Origin of the sequence: Palleronia sp. (assembly GCF_042089775.1) — a bacterium.
Lineage (GTDB): Bacteria > Pseudomonadota > Alphaproteobacteria > Rhodobacterales > Rhodobacteraceae > Palleronia.
Map to the genome: position 1 here is coordinate 43,283 of NZ_JBELKF010000014.1, position 13,690 is coordinate 56,972.

General features: G+C 65.5%; 18 protein-coding genes and 3 pseudogenes. 9 read left to right on the plus strand and 12 right to left on the minus strand.

What is annotated here, in order from left to right; genetic code table 11:
* Positions 1 to 7 precede the first annotated feature (7 nt).
* The 10 genes from trmD to ACFDS3_RS05935 all read right to left on the minus strand — a co-directional run bounded on the left by trmD (position 8) and on the right by ACFDS3_RS05935 (position 5,760).
* A complete protein-coding gene (trmD, locus tag ACFDS3_RS05890; RefSeq protein WP_375261418.1) occupies positions 8 to 841 on the minus strand; it encodes a tRNA (guanosine(37)-N1)-methyltransferase TrmD in 834 nt (277 codons plus the stop codon).
* A gap of 69 nt (positions 842 to 910) precedes the next feature.
* Positions 911 to 1,072, minus strand: a complete 162-nt coding sequence (locus ACFDS3_RS05895) for a DUF1328 family protein (protein WP_375261419.1) — start codon at positions 1,070 to 1,072, stop codon at positions 911 to 913.
* A 77-nt stretch (positions 1,073 to 1,149) separates the two neighbouring features.
* Entirely contained in the window at positions 1,150 to 1,653 is a 504-nt protein-coding gene (gene rimM / locus ACFDS3_RS05900; protein WP_375261420.1) for a ribosome maturation factor RimM, read from the minus strand.
* A 97-nt stretch (positions 1,654 to 1,750) separates the two neighbouring features.
* Positions 1,751 to 2,125: a 30S ribosomal protein S16 gene (rpsP, locus tag ACFDS3_RS05905; RefSeq protein ID WP_375261421.1), complete on the minus strand. Its 375-nt coding sequence runs from the start codon at positions 2,123 to 2,125 to the stop codon at positions 1,751 to 1,753.
* A 1-nt stretch (position 2,126) separates the two neighbouring features.
* Positions 2,127 to 2,411, minus strand: a complete 285-nt coding sequence (locus ACFDS3_RS05910) for a chorismate mutase (RefSeq protein ID WP_375261422.1) — start codon at positions 2,409 to 2,411, stop codon at positions 2,127 to 2,129.
* Positions 2,408 to 2,947, minus strand: a complete 540-nt coding sequence (locus tag ACFDS3_RS05915; RefSeq protein ID WP_375261423.1) for a GNAT family N-acetyltransferase — start codon at positions 2,945 to 2,947, stop codon at positions 2,408 to 2,410. Before ACFDS3_RS05915 ends, ACFDS3_RS05910 begins: the two co-directional genes overlap by 4 nt.
* Positions 2,944 to 4,434 carry a signal recognition particle protein gene (ffh, locus tag ACFDS3_RS05920; protein ID WP_375261424.1) on the minus strand — a complete coding sequence of 497 codons (1,491 nt, stop codon included), beginning with the start codon at positions 4,432 to 4,434 and terminating at the stop codon, positions 2,944 to 2,946. The genes ACFDS3_RS05915 and ffh overlap by 4 nt, the downstream gene beginning before the upstream one ends.
* A gap of 144 nt (positions 4,435 to 4,578) precedes the next feature.
* Positions 4,579 to 4,911 (minus strand): hypothetical protein, encoded by a 333-nt coding sequence (locus ACFDS3_RS05925; RefSeq protein WP_375261425.1) that lies wholly within the window; start codon positions 4,909 to 4,911, stop codon positions 4,579 to 4,581.
* Positions 4,904 to 5,470 (minus strand): hypothetical protein, encoded by a 567-nt coding sequence (locus tag ACFDS3_RS05930; RefSeq protein ID WP_375261426.1) that lies wholly within the window; start codon positions 5,468 to 5,470, stop codon positions 4,904 to 4,906. Before ACFDS3_RS05930 ends, ACFDS3_RS05925 begins: the two co-directional genes overlap by 8 nt.
* Before the next feature lie 65 nt (positions 5,471 to 5,535).
* Complete coding sequence (locus ACFDS3_RS05935; protein ID WP_375261427.1) at positions 5,536 to 5,760, minus strand: hypothetical protein; 225 nt, start codon at positions 5,758 to 5,760, stop codon at positions 5,536 to 5,538.
* A gap of 115 nt (positions 5,761 to 5,875) precedes the next feature.
* Between ACFDS3_RS05935 and ACFDS3_RS05940 the strand changes: the two genes are divergently transcribed.
* Entirely contained in the window at positions 5,876 to 6,754 is an 879-nt protein-coding gene (locus tag ACFDS3_RS05940) for a LysR family transcriptional regulator (RefSeq protein ID WP_375261433.1), read from the plus strand.
* Here the strand turns inward: ACFDS3_RS05940 and ACFDS3_RS05945 are convergent.
* The gene (locus ACFDS3_RS05945; RefSeq protein ID WP_375261428.1) at positions 6,751 to 7,098 is read right to left on the minus strand and encodes an ArsR/SmtB family transcription factor; all 348 of its coding nucleotides are present in this window, start codon (positions 7,096 to 7,098) and stop codon (positions 6,751 to 6,753) included. The genes ACFDS3_RS05940 and ACFDS3_RS05945 overlap by 4 nt on opposite strands.
* Before the next feature lie 184 nt (positions 7,099 to 7,282).
* On the opposite strand from ACFDS3_RS05945, the gene ACFDS3_RS05950 reads away from it, so the two are divergent.
* From ACFDS3_RS05950 to ACFDS3_RS05970, 5 genes are all read left to right on the plus strand, one after another.
* Positions 7,283 to 7,639: an AtpZ/AtpI family protein gene (locus tag ACFDS3_RS05950; RefSeq protein ID WP_375261429.1), complete on the plus strand. Its 357-nt coding sequence runs from the start codon at positions 7,283 to 7,285 to the stop codon at positions 7,637 to 7,639.
* A gap of 88 nt (positions 7,640 to 7,727) precedes the next feature.
* The gene (locus ACFDS3_RS05955) at positions 7,728 to 8,438 is read left to right on the plus strand and encodes a F0F1 ATP synthase subunit A (RefSeq protein ID WP_375261434.1); all 711 of its coding nucleotides are present in this window, start codon (positions 7,728 to 7,730) and stop codon (positions 8,436 to 8,438) included.
* A 63-nt stretch (positions 8,439 to 8,501) separates the two neighbouring features.
* The gene (locus ACFDS3_RS05960; protein WP_085853053.1) at positions 8,502 to 8,738 is read left to right on the plus strand and encodes a F0F1 ATP synthase subunit C; all 237 of its coding nucleotides are present in this window, start codon (positions 8,502 to 8,504) and stop codon (positions 8,736 to 8,738) included.
* 74 nt (positions 8,739 to 8,812) lie between these two features.
* Positions 8,813 to 9,358 (plus strand): F0F1 ATP synthase subunit B', encoded by a 546-nt coding sequence (locus ACFDS3_RS05965; protein WP_375261430.1) that lies wholly within the window; start codon positions 8,813 to 8,815, stop codon positions 9,356 to 9,358.
* A complete protein-coding gene (locus tag ACFDS3_RS05970) occupies positions 9,358 to 9,915 on the plus strand; it encodes a F0F1 ATP synthase subunit B (protein WP_375261431.1) in 558 nt (185 codons plus the stop codon). Before ACFDS3_RS05965 ends, ACFDS3_RS05970 begins: the two co-directional genes overlap by 1 nt.
* Before the next feature lie 268 nt (positions 9,916 to 10,183).
* On the opposite strand, the pseudogene ACFDS3_RS05975 reads toward ACFDS3_RS05970, so the two are convergent.
* Positions 10,184 to 10,739 (minus strand): annotated as a pseudogene (locus tag ACFDS3_RS05975) (ATP-binding protein); the annotation flags it as partial.
* Between ACFDS3_RS05975 and ACFDS3_RS05980 the strand changes: the two are divergent.
* The 3 genes and pseudogenes from ACFDS3_RS05980 to ACFDS3_RS05990 form a co-directional block, all read left to right on the plus strand.
* A pseudogene (locus ACFDS3_RS05980) lies at positions 10,688 to 11,040 on the plus strand (hypothetical protein); the annotation flags it as partial. The pseudogenes ACFDS3_RS05975 and ACFDS3_RS05980 sit on opposite strands and share 52 nt — an antisense overlap.
* Positions 11,041 to 11,760: 720 nt before the next feature.
* Positions 11,761 to 12,024: pseudogene (locus ACFDS3_RS05985) on the plus strand (IS3 family transposase); the annotation flags it as partial.
* 570 nt (positions 12,025 to 12,594) lie between these two features.
* Positions 12,595 to 13,690, plus strand: a 1,096-nt coding sequence (locus tag ACFDS3_RS05990; protein WP_375261432.1) for a HAMP domain-containing protein, incomplete at its 3' end; no start/stop codon positions are given.

The window sequence follows — 13,690 nt, forward strand, 5'->3', positions numbered from 1 at the left end:
TTGCGCCTCAGAGCTCTTGGTCTTCGCCCGGGTCCCTACCATGCGCCGCACAGTAAGCCCGCCAGAGATCAGGTCGCCGTTCCTTCGTCAGCCTTTCGGCCTGGACCCGCCGCCATTCCGCGATCTTGCCGTGATGGCCCGAAAGAAGAACTTCGGGTGTCTCAAAGCCGGACCAGAGGCTGGGTTTCGTGTACTGGGGGTGCTCAAGCAGGTTGTCGGAGAAAGACTCCTCCTCCGTGCTGGCTTGATTCCCGAGCACGCGCGGTATAAGGCGCACGGCCGCGTCGATCAAGGCCTGCGCGGCGATCTCTCCGCCGGTCATCACGAAGTCGCCAAGACTGACCTCTTCGATCTCATGCGAATCGAGCACGCGCTGGTCGACCCCTTCGAACCGCCCGCAGAGCAGGGTCATTCCCTGGGCACGGCTGAGGCGCTCGGCGGTGCGCTGGTCGAACGGCTTGCCCCGCGGCGACAGGTAGATCACCGGCCAAGCGGCGCGGTCGGCGGGGGTGCCGCTGGCGGCCATCCGCAGGGCGCGGTCCACCACGTCGGGGCGCAGGACCATGCCGGCGCCGCCACCGGTGGGCGTGTCGTCGACGTTGCGGTGCTTGCCCTCGCCAAAGGGGCGCAGGTCAATCGGCGTCAGCCGCCACAACCCTTCCTGCAACGCCCGACCGGTCAGGCTGAGGCCGAGCGTGCCCGGAAACGCCTCGGGGAAGAGGGTGATGACGCGTGCTTCCCACGCGCCGCGCAGGGGCGGGGGGCCGTCCATGAGGTCGCGCGGCGCGTTGGACGCTGAGATGCTGAGGCGGCCGTGGGACCGCGAAGGGGTGTCGGACATGGCCGCTCGGGTGGCCCCGGGGCGGTGTTTTGTCAAGATCGGGAAGGCGGGGGGCAGCGCCCCCCGACCTCAGGCGATCGCGATGATTCCGAACAGGATCAGGAGGAACGCGATCAACGCGATGAAGATCAGGACCTTTGCCCCGGTCAGAGCGATACCCGAAACGCGGCCGAAGCCGAAAAGTGCGGCGATGGCAGCCACCGCCAGAAGGATGAGGATAAGTTCGAGCATAGACGAAAGCCTTGCTTGGTTAGGAGCGGTCACACCGCCGTTCACCACGCCAACCGCCGCCCGGCACGTGCGGTTCCTCAGTCTTCGAGCAGACCTTCGGGCGGGTCCACCACGATTCGCTTCGCGGCAAGGTCCACCGTCGGCACGATGGCCCTCGTGAAGGGGACCAGCAGCGTGTCGGACCGTCCGGGAGAGACGATTTCGAGCAGGTCGTTGCCGCCCTGTTCGAACACGCCCTGCACCCGGCCGAGCGACGCACCGCCAGTATCGACGACCTCCATCCCCACGAGGTCCATGTGGTAGAATTCGTCCTCGTCCGTCTCGGGCAGGCGATCCCGGGGCACGTAGAGCCGCACGCCCTTGAGCGCATCGGCCTCTTCGGGCGTGGTGATGCCGCTGAGGCGGGCGGCAAAGCCGGCCTTGAGGGTCGCGCCGAGGCGGATGTCGAACTTGCGCCCGTCCTCGGTCTCGACGGGGGAGTAGGCGGCGATGGCCTCGGGCTGGCCGCAGAAGCTCTTGAGCCGGACCTCTCCGCGGATGCCGTAGGAGCCGGTGATCGCGCCGACGCAGGTGCGGCTCATGCCTCGTCTCCAGGTGCTGGCGCACCGGGCAGGCCCGGGCGGATGTCCGCCCGGATCTGGCCGGTCGCGTGTGGCCGATAGGTGGCCAAGGCGCGGATTACTCCGCGGTTTCTTCGGCAGGGGCTTCGGCGGCGGCAGCGGCCTTGTCGGCCTTTTGCTGCGCACGCTCCTGCGCCTTCTTGCCGGGCTTCGCCTTCTCGAGGTTGGCGCGCTCTTTCTTCTCGATCACGCCGGCGGCTTCGAGGAAGCGCGAGACGCGGTCGGTCGGCTGGGCGCCGTGGGACAGCCAGTACTGCACGCGCTCCATGTCCATGATGACGCGGCGCTCGTCGTCCTTGGCGAGGAGCGGGTTGTAGGTGCCCAGCTTTTCGGCAAAGCGACCGTCACGGGCATAGCGGCTGTCGGCGGCCACGATCGAGTAGTGGGGGCGCTTCTTGGAGCCGCCACGGGCGAGCCGGATTTTCATAGCCATGTCATTGTTCTCCTGAGATTTTCCGGTGGTTTTCCTTGACCCGATCAACGATCAGGCCGTGTATCTGGCGCGCGATCTCGGGGTCGAGCCCCGTTTCGGACGCGAGCGCATCGATGCGGGCGCGCTGGCGCGCCTCGCGGTCGGGGTCGAGGGCGGGCATCCCGCCTCGGGCCTTGAGGTCGCCGACCTTGGCGGTCTGGCGAAAGCGTTCCGCGAGGGTGTGGATCAGGATCGCGTCGAGGCGGTCGATCCGGTCGCGGAGTTCGTCGAGGGTCGGCTCGCTCATGCGGCCTCTCCCAAATGTCGGAAGACGAGGGTCTCGGGCTCGGGGCGCGGGGCGGCCGCGTCCTCGATGCCGCCGATGCGGCGCGCCACCTCGGCCGAGCGCTGATTGCCGGGCGCGACGTAGGACACGAGGCTCGGCGGCGTCAGCTCGACCCGCGCCCAGTCCAGCAGGGCGGCGGCGGCTTCGGTGGCGTAGCCCTGCCCCTCGTGGCCGTCGTAGAGCATCCAGCCCAGTTCGAGGTCGGGGAAGGCCGGGATGTCGTTCAGGACAGCTTGGCCGACCGTGGTGCGGCCGGCGTCGATGGCCAGCGCGCCGGCGCCGGTCAGGTGCCAGCCGGCGATGTCCGAGGTGAACATAGCCCAGGCCGCGTTCAGCGCAAAGGGGCCGCCCATATGCACGCTGCGGTCGCTGCCCATCGTGTCGCGATAGGCCGGCCAGTCGTCCAGCGTCATGGGCCGCAGCGTCAGACGCTCGGTCGAGACGGTGGGCGCAGCGCCGGGACGGCCGATGCGCGGGAAGGGACGGGGCGTGCTCACTTCTTCTTTCCGAAGCCCGAAAGGCCGGAGGGCAGGCCACCGGCGCCGCCGAACGGGTTTTGGCCGCCCATGCCGCCCATTCCACCCATGCCCTTCTGCATCTGGGCCTGCGCCGCGGCCATGTCGGCCTCGGACGGGGCGCCCTTGCCCATCATTTGCGACATCATCTTCTTCATCATGCCGCCCTTGCCCATCTTCTTCATCATGTCCGCCATCTGCCGGTGCATCTTGAGAAGCTTGTTCAGGTCCGACACTTCCATGCCCGCACCCTGGGCGATCCGCTTCTTGCGGGAAGCCTGGAGGATCTGCGGGTTGGCCCGTTCCTTCTTGGTCATGGACTGGATCAGGGCGATCTGGCGGGTCAGGACCTTGTCGTCCATGCCGGCCTCGGCGACCTGCTTCTGCATCTTGCCCATGCCGGGCATCATGCCCATCAGCCCTTCCATGCCGCCCATCTTGATCATCTGCTCAAGCTGCTGGCGCAGGTCGTTCATGTTGAACTGACCCTTCTGGAAGCGCCGCATCATGCGCTCGGCCTGTTCGGCCTCGAGCGTCTGCTGCGCCTTTTCCACCAGCGCCACGATGTCGCCCATGCCGAGGATGCGGCCGGCGATACGCTCGGGCTCGAAGGTTTCGAGGGCGTCCATCTTTTCGCCCAAGCCCACGAAGCGGATCGGCTTGCCGGTGACGGCGCGCATCGACAGCGCAGCACCGCCGCGGCCGTCGCCGTCCATCCGGGTCAGCACGACGCCCGAGACGCCGATCTTGTCGTCGAACTCGGTCGCGACATTCACGGCGTCCTGTCCAGTCAGGCCGTCCACGACAAGGAGGGTCTCACGCGGGTTGGCGACGTCGCGCACCTCGGCGGCCTGCTGGATCAGCTCCTGGTCGATATGGAGGCGCCCGGCGGTGTCGAGCATGTAGACGTCGTAGCCGCCCAGGGACGCCTGCGTCTTGGCGCGGCGGGCGATCTGGACGGGCGTCTCGCCCTTGACGATGGGCAGGGTGTCGACGCCGATCTGGACGCCGAGGATCTGCAACTGCTCCATTGCGGCGGGGCGGTTGGTGTCGAGCGACGCCATCAGCACCCGCTTGCCGTCGCGATCCTTGAGGCGCTTGGCGAGCTTGGCAGTGGTTGTCGTCTTGCCCGAGCCCTGAAGGCCGACCATCAGGATCGGGGCAGGGGGGCTGTCGATGCGCAGCTTGCCGGGGTCTTCGGTGTCGCCGGCGAGGGTGTGGACCAGCTCGTCATGGACGATCTTGACGACCTGCTGGCCGGGAGTGATCGACTTCGTGACCGCCTGGCCGGTGGCTTTGTCCTGCACCCGCTTGACGAAGTCGCGCGCCACGGGAAGGGAGACGTCGGCCTCGAGAAGGGCGACGCGGACCTCGCGGAGGGCGGTCTTGACGTCTTCTGCGGACAGGGCGCCCTGCTTGGTGAGGCGGTCGAAGACGCCGGAGAGGCGCTCGGACAGGTTCTCGAACATGGCGCGGGTGCCCCCGTTGTTGCATACGACGAACGCCCCCGCGGGCGAAACTCGCTGGCGGGGGGCGATCCCGGCGGCGTGCCGGGACCGGAAGCAATACACTTCCGGAATCGCCGGTGGAGATATGGGAAGGGCGCGCCCCTGTCAACCGCGGCGCAGGTCGAGCACCAGCAGAGCCGTGGTCGCAAGGAAGAGCGCGAGAAGGTGCAGGACCGGCGGGCCGACGAAAAGCACCCGCGCCGCGAAGTCAATCACCAGTGTCACCATCAGCGCCAGCGCGGCCAGCGGTGCGGCAGGGGTCCAGAGGGCAAGCGCGCCAAGCGTCTCGATCGTGCCTGTCAGGTAACGCGGCCAGGCCCCGAAGCCGAGGTCGGCATCGGGGCCTGCAGGAAGGCCGAAGAGCCTGGTCAGGCCGAGGTAGAGGAAGGCGAGGGCAAGTCCGGCGCGCAGCACCGGGCGCACCCGGTGGTCAGCCATCCTTCTTGGCTTGGCTCACCACGTCGTCAAAGTTGCTGTCGCGCTGCCTCGCGATATCGGCCGAGAGCGACTCGAGCCGTTCGGACATGCGGGTCAGCTCCTTGCCGATCTCTTCCTCGTCCGAGAAGTAGCCGGTCACGGCATCGCGGGCGTCCCGCAGCTTTTGCGGGGCGAAGACTGCCGTCAGGACCGTGGGGATGATCAGCGCCGCGGCAATCCCGCCGCAGATCAGGGCCACTGGGGTGTGATGCTCGATTTCGGGCTCGCCGCGGACCCTGCGATCGAGGCGGTGCGTCAGCTCTTCGAGCGTGTGCATGATGCGACGGGTGCGATCCTCGAACTCGGCGGCGCCGGCGCCGTAGATCTCTTGCGCGCGATCGGTGAGCGCGTGCTGGACGCGCCGGCCATGCGTGGGCGTGTCTTCGAGCAGACCGGTCATGCGGTCGCCGATGACGTGCCCCAGCCGGCGCGTCCGGTCGGGATAGGTCAGAGCTGCCGCAGCGGCCGGAAGAACGGTGGCCGCTGTGGCGAGGGCAACATTGCGGGCGGTCGAATTCATGGCACGGCTCCTGTCAGTGATTGGCGGGAAAACCGGTCGCTCCGCAATGAGTTCCGTCTGGCCCGTCAGTTGGTGGTGCCAGTGCCCTTTTCGGCACGCAGTTCGTCGAAGATCTGCTGGACGCGGGGGCTGTGGGCGTCCTGCGCATCGTCGGCGATGCGGAAGCCGTTGACGTCGCGGCTTACCTGCTGCGGAGCAGGCGACTGGACGTCCTGCTGTGCGGTCTGCGCAAAGACCGGCGCGGTCAGGGCGGCGAGGGCGATCGTGGTCGCGGCAATGGTGCGTTTCATGGCGAATGTCCTTTCGTGTTCGCTGATGACGAAGGACCTATGCTGCTGGACATTCATAGAGAAGGATCGTATTTAGCCGGCATCTGTTCACAAAAGCACAGACGAAGCGATGGCAATTTCCACATGGGACGAAGTGCGCACCGCCTATCAGGTGGCGCGTGTGGGCACGGTCAGCGGCGCGGCGCAGGCCCTGGGGGTGCACCACGCCACGGTCATTCGTCATATTGACGCGCTCGAGGGGCAGTTGGGCGTCAAGTTGTTCCAGCGTCATGCCCGCGGCTACACCCCCACCGAGGCCGGGCACGACCTGCTGCGCGTGGCGCAGGCCACGGATGACCAGTTCGCGCAGCTCGCCGGGCGGCTGAAGGGCAAGGGCGAGGGGGTCGGCGGGGACCTGGTGATCACGTCGCTCGAGACGCTGTCCGCCCTGCTCACCCCGGTTCTGGTCGGGTTCCAGCAGGCGCATCCGGACGTGACGGTCCATGCGCTGCACGGCGAGCGGGTGTTTCGGCTGGAATACGGCGAGGCGCATGTGGCGATCCGGGCCGGCAACGCGCCGGACGATCCCGACAACGTGGTGCAGTCGCTGGGACGGCTCGATTTCGCGCTTTATGCGCACGAGAGCTACCTGCAAGCGCGCGGCCGGCCCGAGAGCGACGCGGACCTGGCGAACCACGACTTCGTCGGCCCCGAGGATCTCGCCTCGCGCGCGGCATTCTTCCGCTGGCTGGCCGACGCGGTCCCCGAGGCGCGGATCGTCCTGCGCACGCCCGACGCGCGGGTGATGCTGGACGCAGTCCGGGCGGGGGCGGGACTGGGTTTCGCAACGTCATCGAATGCGCACGGGCTGGTCCAGGTGATGCCGCCGCGGGACGAGTGGTGCGTGCCGCTCTGGCTCGTGACGCATGTGGACCTGCATCGCAGCGCCAAGGTCCAGAGCTTCCTGCGCCACCTGAAGGCGGCGGCCGTGACCTGGGAAGGCGTGACGCGCTAGGGCGCCTCGTCCTTCTCGGGCGGCAGCAGGCGTTCTGCGGCGAGAAAGCGTTCGAACTGGTCGAGCTCGACCGCATCGAACTGGCCGAAGCCCTGCATCCAGACCGAGGCGGCGCGCAGCGCATCCGGTTCAAGCTTGCACCACACGACGCGCCCACGCCGTTCCTGACTGACGAGGCCCGCGCGGGTGAGGATCGCGAGGTGCTTGGAGATCGCGGCCAGCGACACCGGGAAGGGTGCGGCCACGTCGGTCACGGCCATGTCGTCCTCGAGCAGAATCGCGAGGATGCGGCGCCGCGTGGGATCGGCCAGCGCGGCGAAGGCAAGGTCGAGCGGGTCGGGCATGCACCCGTCATCGCCGGGCTGCGGCGCGCTGACAAGCGGTTTCGCTTCATATTCAACCGGATCGTTGAATATGAAGCGACGGCTCCCCGGCTGGTATGCCTCTGTTTCGCAACGCTTTTACCTATCTTGACGGGATGATCCCCCCGCCATAGGGTCCGCCGCAACTGTCGAGGGGTTCCCCCGAATGGTGGACGAGGAGACGCGCGCCCGGATGACGGCGCTCGAAAAGCGGTTGGCCGAGCGCAGGCGCCGCGACGCGCCTCCCCCCAGCACGACGGGGCAGGGCTATTCGGGGGCCGAAGTGGCATACCGGATGGTCATCGAGCTTGTGACCGGCCTGGTCATGGGTTTCGGCATCGGGTACGGGCTGGACAGCCTGTTCGGCACAATGCCGATCTTCCTGGTGCTGTTCGTATTCGTGGGCTTCGCGGCCGGCATCAACGTGATGCTAAGAACCGCGAAAGATGTGAAGCTGGGCGAGACGTCGCCCGATGAGACGAGGGACGACGATGGCGCAGCACGAAGCGGCGACGATAGTTGAAAACGGCGCGAACCTCGGGGGCGATGTTGTCGTTCTGCACGAGGTGGATGCCGCCGCGGCGGGCGGCTCGGGCTTCAACATCCACCCGATGGAGCAGTTCATCGTCCAGCCGCTGTTCTCGGACGGTGCGGTCGGCATGTTCACCCTGACCAACGCCGCCCTGTGGATGCTGCTCGCGGTGCTCTGCACGGCGCTGCTGCTGGTCCTGGGCACACGTGGCCGCGCGGTGATCCCGGGCCGTGTCCAGTCGGTGGCCGAACTTGCCTACGGTTTCATCTACAAGATGGTCGAGGACGTGACGGGCCGCGATGCGGTCAAGTACTTCCCCTATGTGATGACGCTGTTCATGTTCATCGTGCTCGCGAACTTCCTCGCGCTGATCCCGATGAGCTTCTCGCCGACCGCCCACATCGCCGTGACGGCGGTGCTGGCGCTGATCGTGTTCCTCGGCGTGACGATCCTGGGCTTCGTCCTGAACGGCGCGAGCTTCCTGCGCCTGTTCTGGGTGTCGTCGGCGCCGCTGGCGCTGCGCCCGATCCTCGCGATCATCGAACTCGTGTCCTACTTCGTGCGCCCGGTCAGCCACTCCATCCGTCTTGCCGGCAACATCATGGCCGGCCACGCGGTGCTCAAGGTGTTCGCGGGCTTTGCCGGCGCGCTTGGCATCTTCGCGGTCGTTCCGATCCTGGCGATCACCGCGATCTTTGCGCTCGAAGTGCTGGTGGCGTTCATCCAGGCCTACGTGTTCACCATCCTCACCTGCGTCTACCTCAAGGACGCGCTTCACCCCCATCACTGAGATGCGGCGCGCGGGGCTGATCCCGCGTGTCTCACGCCACTTCCAATCCAAGGAGAGAGTTCAATGGAAGGCGATATTTCGACCCTCGGTCAGTTCATCGGTGCGGGCCTCGCGGGCCTGGGTTCCGGCATTGCGGCGCTCGGCGTCGGCAACGTGGCCGCTAACTTCCTGAACGGCGCCCTGCGCAATCCGTCGGCTGCCGCGTCGCAGACCGCCACGCTGTTCATCGGCATCGCGTTCGCGGAAGCGCTCGGGATCTTCTCGTTCCTCGTCGCTCTGCTGCTGATGTTCGCCGTCTGATCGACGTCTGACCTCTCCGATACCGGGGGCCTGCACAGACGGGCCTCCGGACGACTGTTTCCAGGGAGACGCCGATGGCTACCGATCCGAGAGAGTCCGTGCTGGGCGAAGGCGACGCCGTTGCCTCCGGTATGCCGCAGCTCGATCCCTCGTCCTATCCGAACCAGATCTTCTGGCTCATCGTCGCGCTTGTCGCGATCTATTTCATTCTGTCCCGCATCGCACTGCCGCGGATCGGGGCCGTCCTGGCCGAGCGGCAAGGGACGATCACGAACGACATCGCCGCCGCCGAAGAGCTGAAGCTCAAGGCGTCCGAGGCCGAGAAAGCCTACGAGAAGTCGCTCGCGACTGCGCGCGCCGAGGCGCATCGCATCTCGGAAGAGAACCGTGCCGAATTGCAGGCCGAGCTGGACCGGGCGATGCAACGCGCCGACGCCCAGATCGCCGAGCAGCAGGCCGAGAGCGAGACGCGCATCGCCGAGATCCGGCAGAGTGCCACGGCCAACGTCGAGCAGATTGCCCGCGAAACGGCCGAAGCCCTCGTTGCCGCCCTTGGCGGAGAGGCGGACAGCCAGCAGGTCGGCCGCGCCGTGACCGAAAAGATGGGAGGCACCGCCTGATGCGCCGTATCCTGACCGCCGCAGCGCTTGCCGTACCGGCCCCCGCCCTTGCCGCGACCGGCCCGTTCTTCTCGCTCAACAACACGAACTTCGTTGTCTGGCTGGGCTTCCTCGTCTTCGTCGGCATTCTGCTTTACTACCGCGTGCCGTCGACGCTGGTGAAGATGCTCGACAACCGTGCCGAGGGGATCCGGTCCGACCTTGCCGAGGCGCGCGAGCTGCGTGAAGAGGCGCAGACGCTGCTGGCCTCCTACGAGCGCAAGCAGAAAGAGGTTCAGGACCAGGCCGACCGCATCGTCGCCTCTGCGCGGGAAGAGGCGCGGGCCCAGGGCGAGCAGGCAAAGCGCGATCTCGACCGCTCGGTCGAGCGTCGTCTGGCCGCCGCGAAGGATCAGATCGCGCAGGCCGAGGACGACGCCAAGCGCAGCGTCCGCAACGAGGCCGTCGAGGTTGCCGTTGCCGCCGCGCGCAAGGTGCTGAGCGAGCAGATGGACACCGCGCGGTCGGCCACGCTGATCGACCAGTCGATCGATACCGTGGGTCGCAAGCTCCACTGAATTTCGCCGGACATGATGTAAGGGGCGTCGGCGTGAGCCGGGGCCCCTAGCGATTTCTTTTGTAGGAAATCCTTGGATTGGCCAAAGAGTAGCCAACCTTCCCCCTGGGGCTGGCTTCACCGAGCCAAGAATGGCAGGTGCAGTCTGGCTCGCAAAGATCTTCGATAGGCGGGAAGCGGCGTCTTCCACTCCCATTGTTGATTTCCACCCAGAAGTGAACTGGGTTTTCCATCGAGAACTGAGCCACCTTCAGGTTGTCTTTCGGGGGTCAGGCTTCGGTCAAGGCATGAGTATCCTCCTTCGTTTTCCGCGCAGCCGCGGTCGAACTGGCCTTGAAGCGAAAGCTGTCGTTTCCGGTCTCGAGGATGTGGCAGCGATGTGTCAGGCGGTCGAGCAGAGCGGTGGTCATCCTGGCGTCGCCGAAGATGGTGGCCCATTCGCTGAAGCTCAGGTTGGTGGTGATGACGACGCTGGTGCGTTCGTAGAGCCTGCTCGAGCCAGGTGGAAGAGCAGCGCGCCCGAGGCAGAGAACGGCAGGTAGCCCAGCTCGTCCAGGATCACGAGATCGAGCTTTGTGAGGCTTTCGGCAAGCTGCCCAGCCTTCCCCTTTGGCCTTCTCCTGTTCGAGAGTGTTGACCATCTCGATAGTCGAAAAGAAGCGGACCTTGCGGCGGTGATGTTCGACGGCCTGCGCGCCAAGGATCACGCCGGAGGCGTGCTTTCAGCACGACCGCGACATGGGTTTTGCCGGTGCCGGGGCCGCCGGACCACAGAACAAGCTGCGCTGATGCCGTTGCCGCCCGCCTTCGATGGCTTTGTCGAACTGAGCAAGCGGGTCTCGCCCACGTGCCTGATCAGCTTCGAGCATGAGGAGGATCAGGAAACGATCCAGGGATCGTTTTCCCGACGCAAGGCTACAGCGTCCCGGCGTCATTTGCGAACCGCCCTGTCAGTCTCCGCGTCTATCCCGACAGGCTGGTGGTCGCAGCCGAAAGAAAAATCCTGTGTAAGCATGTGCGGGTGATCCAGCGCAGCCACCAACTCCCGCCACGCAAGATTTACGATTGGCGTCATTACCTGGCGGTCCTTCAGCGCAAGCCGGGGGCGCTCAGGAATCTTTTCCCGAATTGTTCCCGCTGCTCCAGCGCCATAACGTCGGGAGCGTTGCCCAGCTGCTCGCGGTTTGGAACCCTGACGGTGACGTCGATTAGCTTGCTCAGGTCGCTCCGCACACCGCTCTCGGCCTTTCGAACGAGATGCTGCACGGTACCAGACCCTCGCCTCCGCCGGGCTCGGTTGTCCATTCCTGTAATGGCCGTCGTACGACTGATCGGCAGCGACGGGTGCTCCCCGTCCTCGACGATGCTTGGCGTGATGCTGCCGTGAAACGACCGGCTCTCATTCGAATAGCTTGCTAACGCCTTCGCGTTCTACTGGCAGGTCGTTGCGCAGGTATCGACCACAGCGCGCGGATGCGATAGTCGACTGGATCAGCCGGGCGCACTTCGGCTTTCAAGCTGCGCCGGTTCGATCCGGCTTGAGCGCGGATGCGGTCGTGAATTTCGTCCTGAACCCGCCCGAGCGGGTGGCGGCGTTGCTTCAGACCTCTCTCGATATCCTCGAAGCGGCCCGCCCTAGCGACGCGCCATTGGCCTGGCTGGCAGCATCATCGCTGGAAAGGTCTGAGGGAATCAAACTCCCAGAAGAGGTGTCGCTCCGATCGCCTGGCCACTCCGGGCCGACCAGGAGAGTGCAACTTGCGCCTCGTCGATCGCTCGGGTCTTCGTCTGCCTGTCGTCATCGCAACCTCCTTTAACCGGGGTGTTGCGACGACCGGTTGAGACCGCCCAATACACCAGCGAGCAGTTCCAGCGCCTGCTCTTCGAACACGGCATCACTTGCTTGATGAGGCGGGCCGGCAACGTTTGGGACAACTCGGCGATGGAGAGCTTCTTCTCTTCGCACAAGACCGAACGGACGGCCCGCAAGATCTACCGCAGTCGCAATGCTGCCCGAGCCGACATGTTCGACTACATCGAGCGCTTCTAAAATCAAAGGCGGCGCCACTCAAAGCTAGGCTACCTGAGCCCCGTGGCGATCGAGGACCGAGCTATGCAATCTTGGCCCAGTGTCCACGGAACCGGCAGCAGCTTAGACTTCGCCTGGACGGACAGGAGGTTTATCTGCTGTTTACCTGCGCTTCGATGGCGGCCTGAGAGCGATCTGCAATACCCGGGGCGGCCCCGGCCGGGTCTGGATCAGCCCGGTCGTCGCTCTATGCCGATGCTGCGCGTCGCGGCAGAGATCGGCGTCCACTGACCGTTTTACGAAAATGCCCGACGGTATTTCAGCTACCCGCCAATGAACCAGCCTTCATTGGTAACCCGAGCTTAATCCGCCGCTGGTACGGGCGTGTTGACCAAGGTCGGGCGAGTTGATGACAGCTACAGACGTGAATGCGGACCAGTGTGAGGGGCAGCACGGACTTCGCTCACTTCGCATCTAGTGGGTCCACGTGACAGCGGCGTTCGCGCCGACACAGCCCGACCATCACCTCAGGAAGCTGCGAAGGAAGGTAAGATGTTGTCCACGAGATTTGAGCGCACAGACGGTTCCAAGGCGCCGCCCAACCTGTTGATGTCGAGCCAGACTCCATCCGAGAAACACGAGGGGTCATCCTTGTTCAAGTTCGGCGTTCGCGGCCGGATCTTGTCTCTGGCGGCGACGGCGGCCGTCGGAGTGCTGGCCCTTGGAACAACCTTCATTAATTCGAACCACCATATCGGCGAGATTCAGCAGCGTCTGGCCCAGGCAGAAGCATCGGCCGGTGCAGCCGAGCCTGTCCGCACCGCGCTCGCCGGGGTGGACGCGAGTCTCGACGAGTTTGCCGGCGAGCCCAGCGAAGAGACGAAAACGGCTCTTCTAAATGCCGTAGATGAGGTGAGTGCGGCCGTCGAAGAAGGCGGAGTGGTCACCGCCGCGGTCGGGCCTCTCACGCAGGATCTGCCTTCCGTGGCCGAAGGGTATGCTCGGAAACTGGAGGAGATGGGCTTCAGCCAGAACCAAGGGATCATCGGCAGCCTCAGAGCAGCTGTCCATGAAGTAGAAAGCCGGCTGAACACGGCTGGCGAAGGCGACGCTTCGCTGGATGGCTTGATCGTCAACATGCTGATGCTGCGGCGGAACGAAAAGGACTTCATGCTTCGAGGCGACCCGAAATATGTCGGCCAATTCGGCGAGGGTGTCACGACGCTGGCCGAGGCGCTCGAGCAATCCCCCCTTCCTAAAGAAACAGTCAGTTCTCTCAGAGGCTTGCTGGAGAACTACTCTGAGCAGTTCCAGCTCTGGGTCGAAGGCAGCGCGTCCCTTGAAGAGGCCGAAACCCGAATCCGCAAAGCCGTCGCAAGCGCCAACGCGGTGACGGAGGAGGTGCTCGCAGAGCAGCTTGCTGAGCGGCATGCTCGAACTGAAGAACTCGCCGCCGGCATGGAGGCGGCAGAGTTTCGCACGTTCGTCCTGGTAGCGGCCGTGATCGCCGCCGTTCTGGTCGTCAGCCTTCTGATTGGTCGTTCCATTTTGCGTCCTGTTCGGGACGTCGGGCAAGCTCTGCGCCGCGTCGCAACGGGCAGGACCGATGTGGCTATCGTCAATACCTTCGGACAGACTGACCTTGGGGAGATGATTGACGCCATCAATACCATGGCTCTGGATTTGGCAGAAATGAGCCATGCCGCCGAGAGCATTGCCAAGGGCGACCTTCGGGCGAACGTGACGC

Excerpts from the sequence above, each read along its gene's own strand:
- trmD (WP_375261418.1), bottom strand. The coding sequence starts at position 841 with ATGTCCGACACCCCTTCGCGGTCCCACGGCCGCCTCAGCATCTCAGCG.
- ACFDS3_RS05895 (WP_375261419.1), bottom strand. The coding sequence starts at position 1,072 with ATGCTCGAACTTATCCTCATCCTTCTGGCGGTGGCTGCCATCGCCGCA.
- rimM (WP_375261420.1), bottom strand. The coding sequence starts at position 1,653 with ATGAGCCGCACCTGCGTCGGCGCGATCACCGGCTCCTACGGCATCCGC.
- rpsP (WP_375261421.1), bottom strand. The coding sequence starts at position 2,125 with ATGGCTATGAAAATCCGGCTCGCCCGTGGCGGCTCCAAGAAGCGCCCC.
- ACFDS3_RS05910 (WP_375261422.1), bottom strand. The coding sequence starts at position 2,411 with ATGAGCGAGCCGACCCTCGACGAACTCCGCGACCGGATCGACCGCCTC.
- ffh (WP_375261424.1), bottom strand. The coding sequence starts at position 4,434 with ATGTTCGAGAACCTGTCCGAGCGCCTCTCCGGCGTCTTCGACCGCCTC.
- ACFDS3_RS05925 (WP_375261425.1), bottom strand. The coding sequence starts at position 4,911 with ATGGCTGACCACCGGGTGCGCCCGGTGCTGCGCGCCGGACTTGCCCTC.
- ACFDS3_RS05930 (WP_375261426.1), bottom strand. The coding sequence starts at position 5,470 with ATGAATTCGACCGCCCGCAATGTTGCCCTCGCCACAGCGGCCACCGTT.
- ACFDS3_RS05935 (WP_375261427.1), bottom strand. The coding sequence starts at position 5,760 with ATGAAACGCACCATTGCCGCGACCACGATCGCCCTCGCCGCCCTGACC.
- ACFDS3_RS05945 (WP_375261428.1), bottom strand. The coding sequence starts at position 7,098 with ATGCCCGACCCGCTCGACCTTGCCTTCGCCGCGCTGGCCGATCCCACG.
- ACFDS3_RS05950 (WP_375261429.1), top strand. The coding sequence starts at position 7,283 with ATGGTGGACGAGGAGACGCGCGCCCGGATGACGGCGCTCGAAAAGCGG.
- ACFDS3_RS05955 (WP_375261434.1), top strand. The coding sequence starts at position 7,728 with ATGGAGCAGTTCATCGTCCAGCCGCTGTTCTCGGACGGTGCGGTCGGC.
- ACFDS3_RS05960 (WP_085853053.1), top strand. The coding sequence starts at position 8,502 with ATGGAAGGCGATATTTCGACCCTCGGTCAGTTCATCGGTGCGGGCCTC.
- ACFDS3_RS05965 (WP_375261430.1), top strand. The coding sequence starts at position 8,813 with ATGGCTACCGATCCGAGAGAGTCCGTGCTGGGCGAAGGCGACGCCGTT.
- ACFDS3_RS05970 (WP_375261431.1), top strand. The coding sequence starts at position 9,358 with ATGCGCCGTATCCTGACCGCCGCAGCGCTTGCCGTACCGGCCCCCGCC.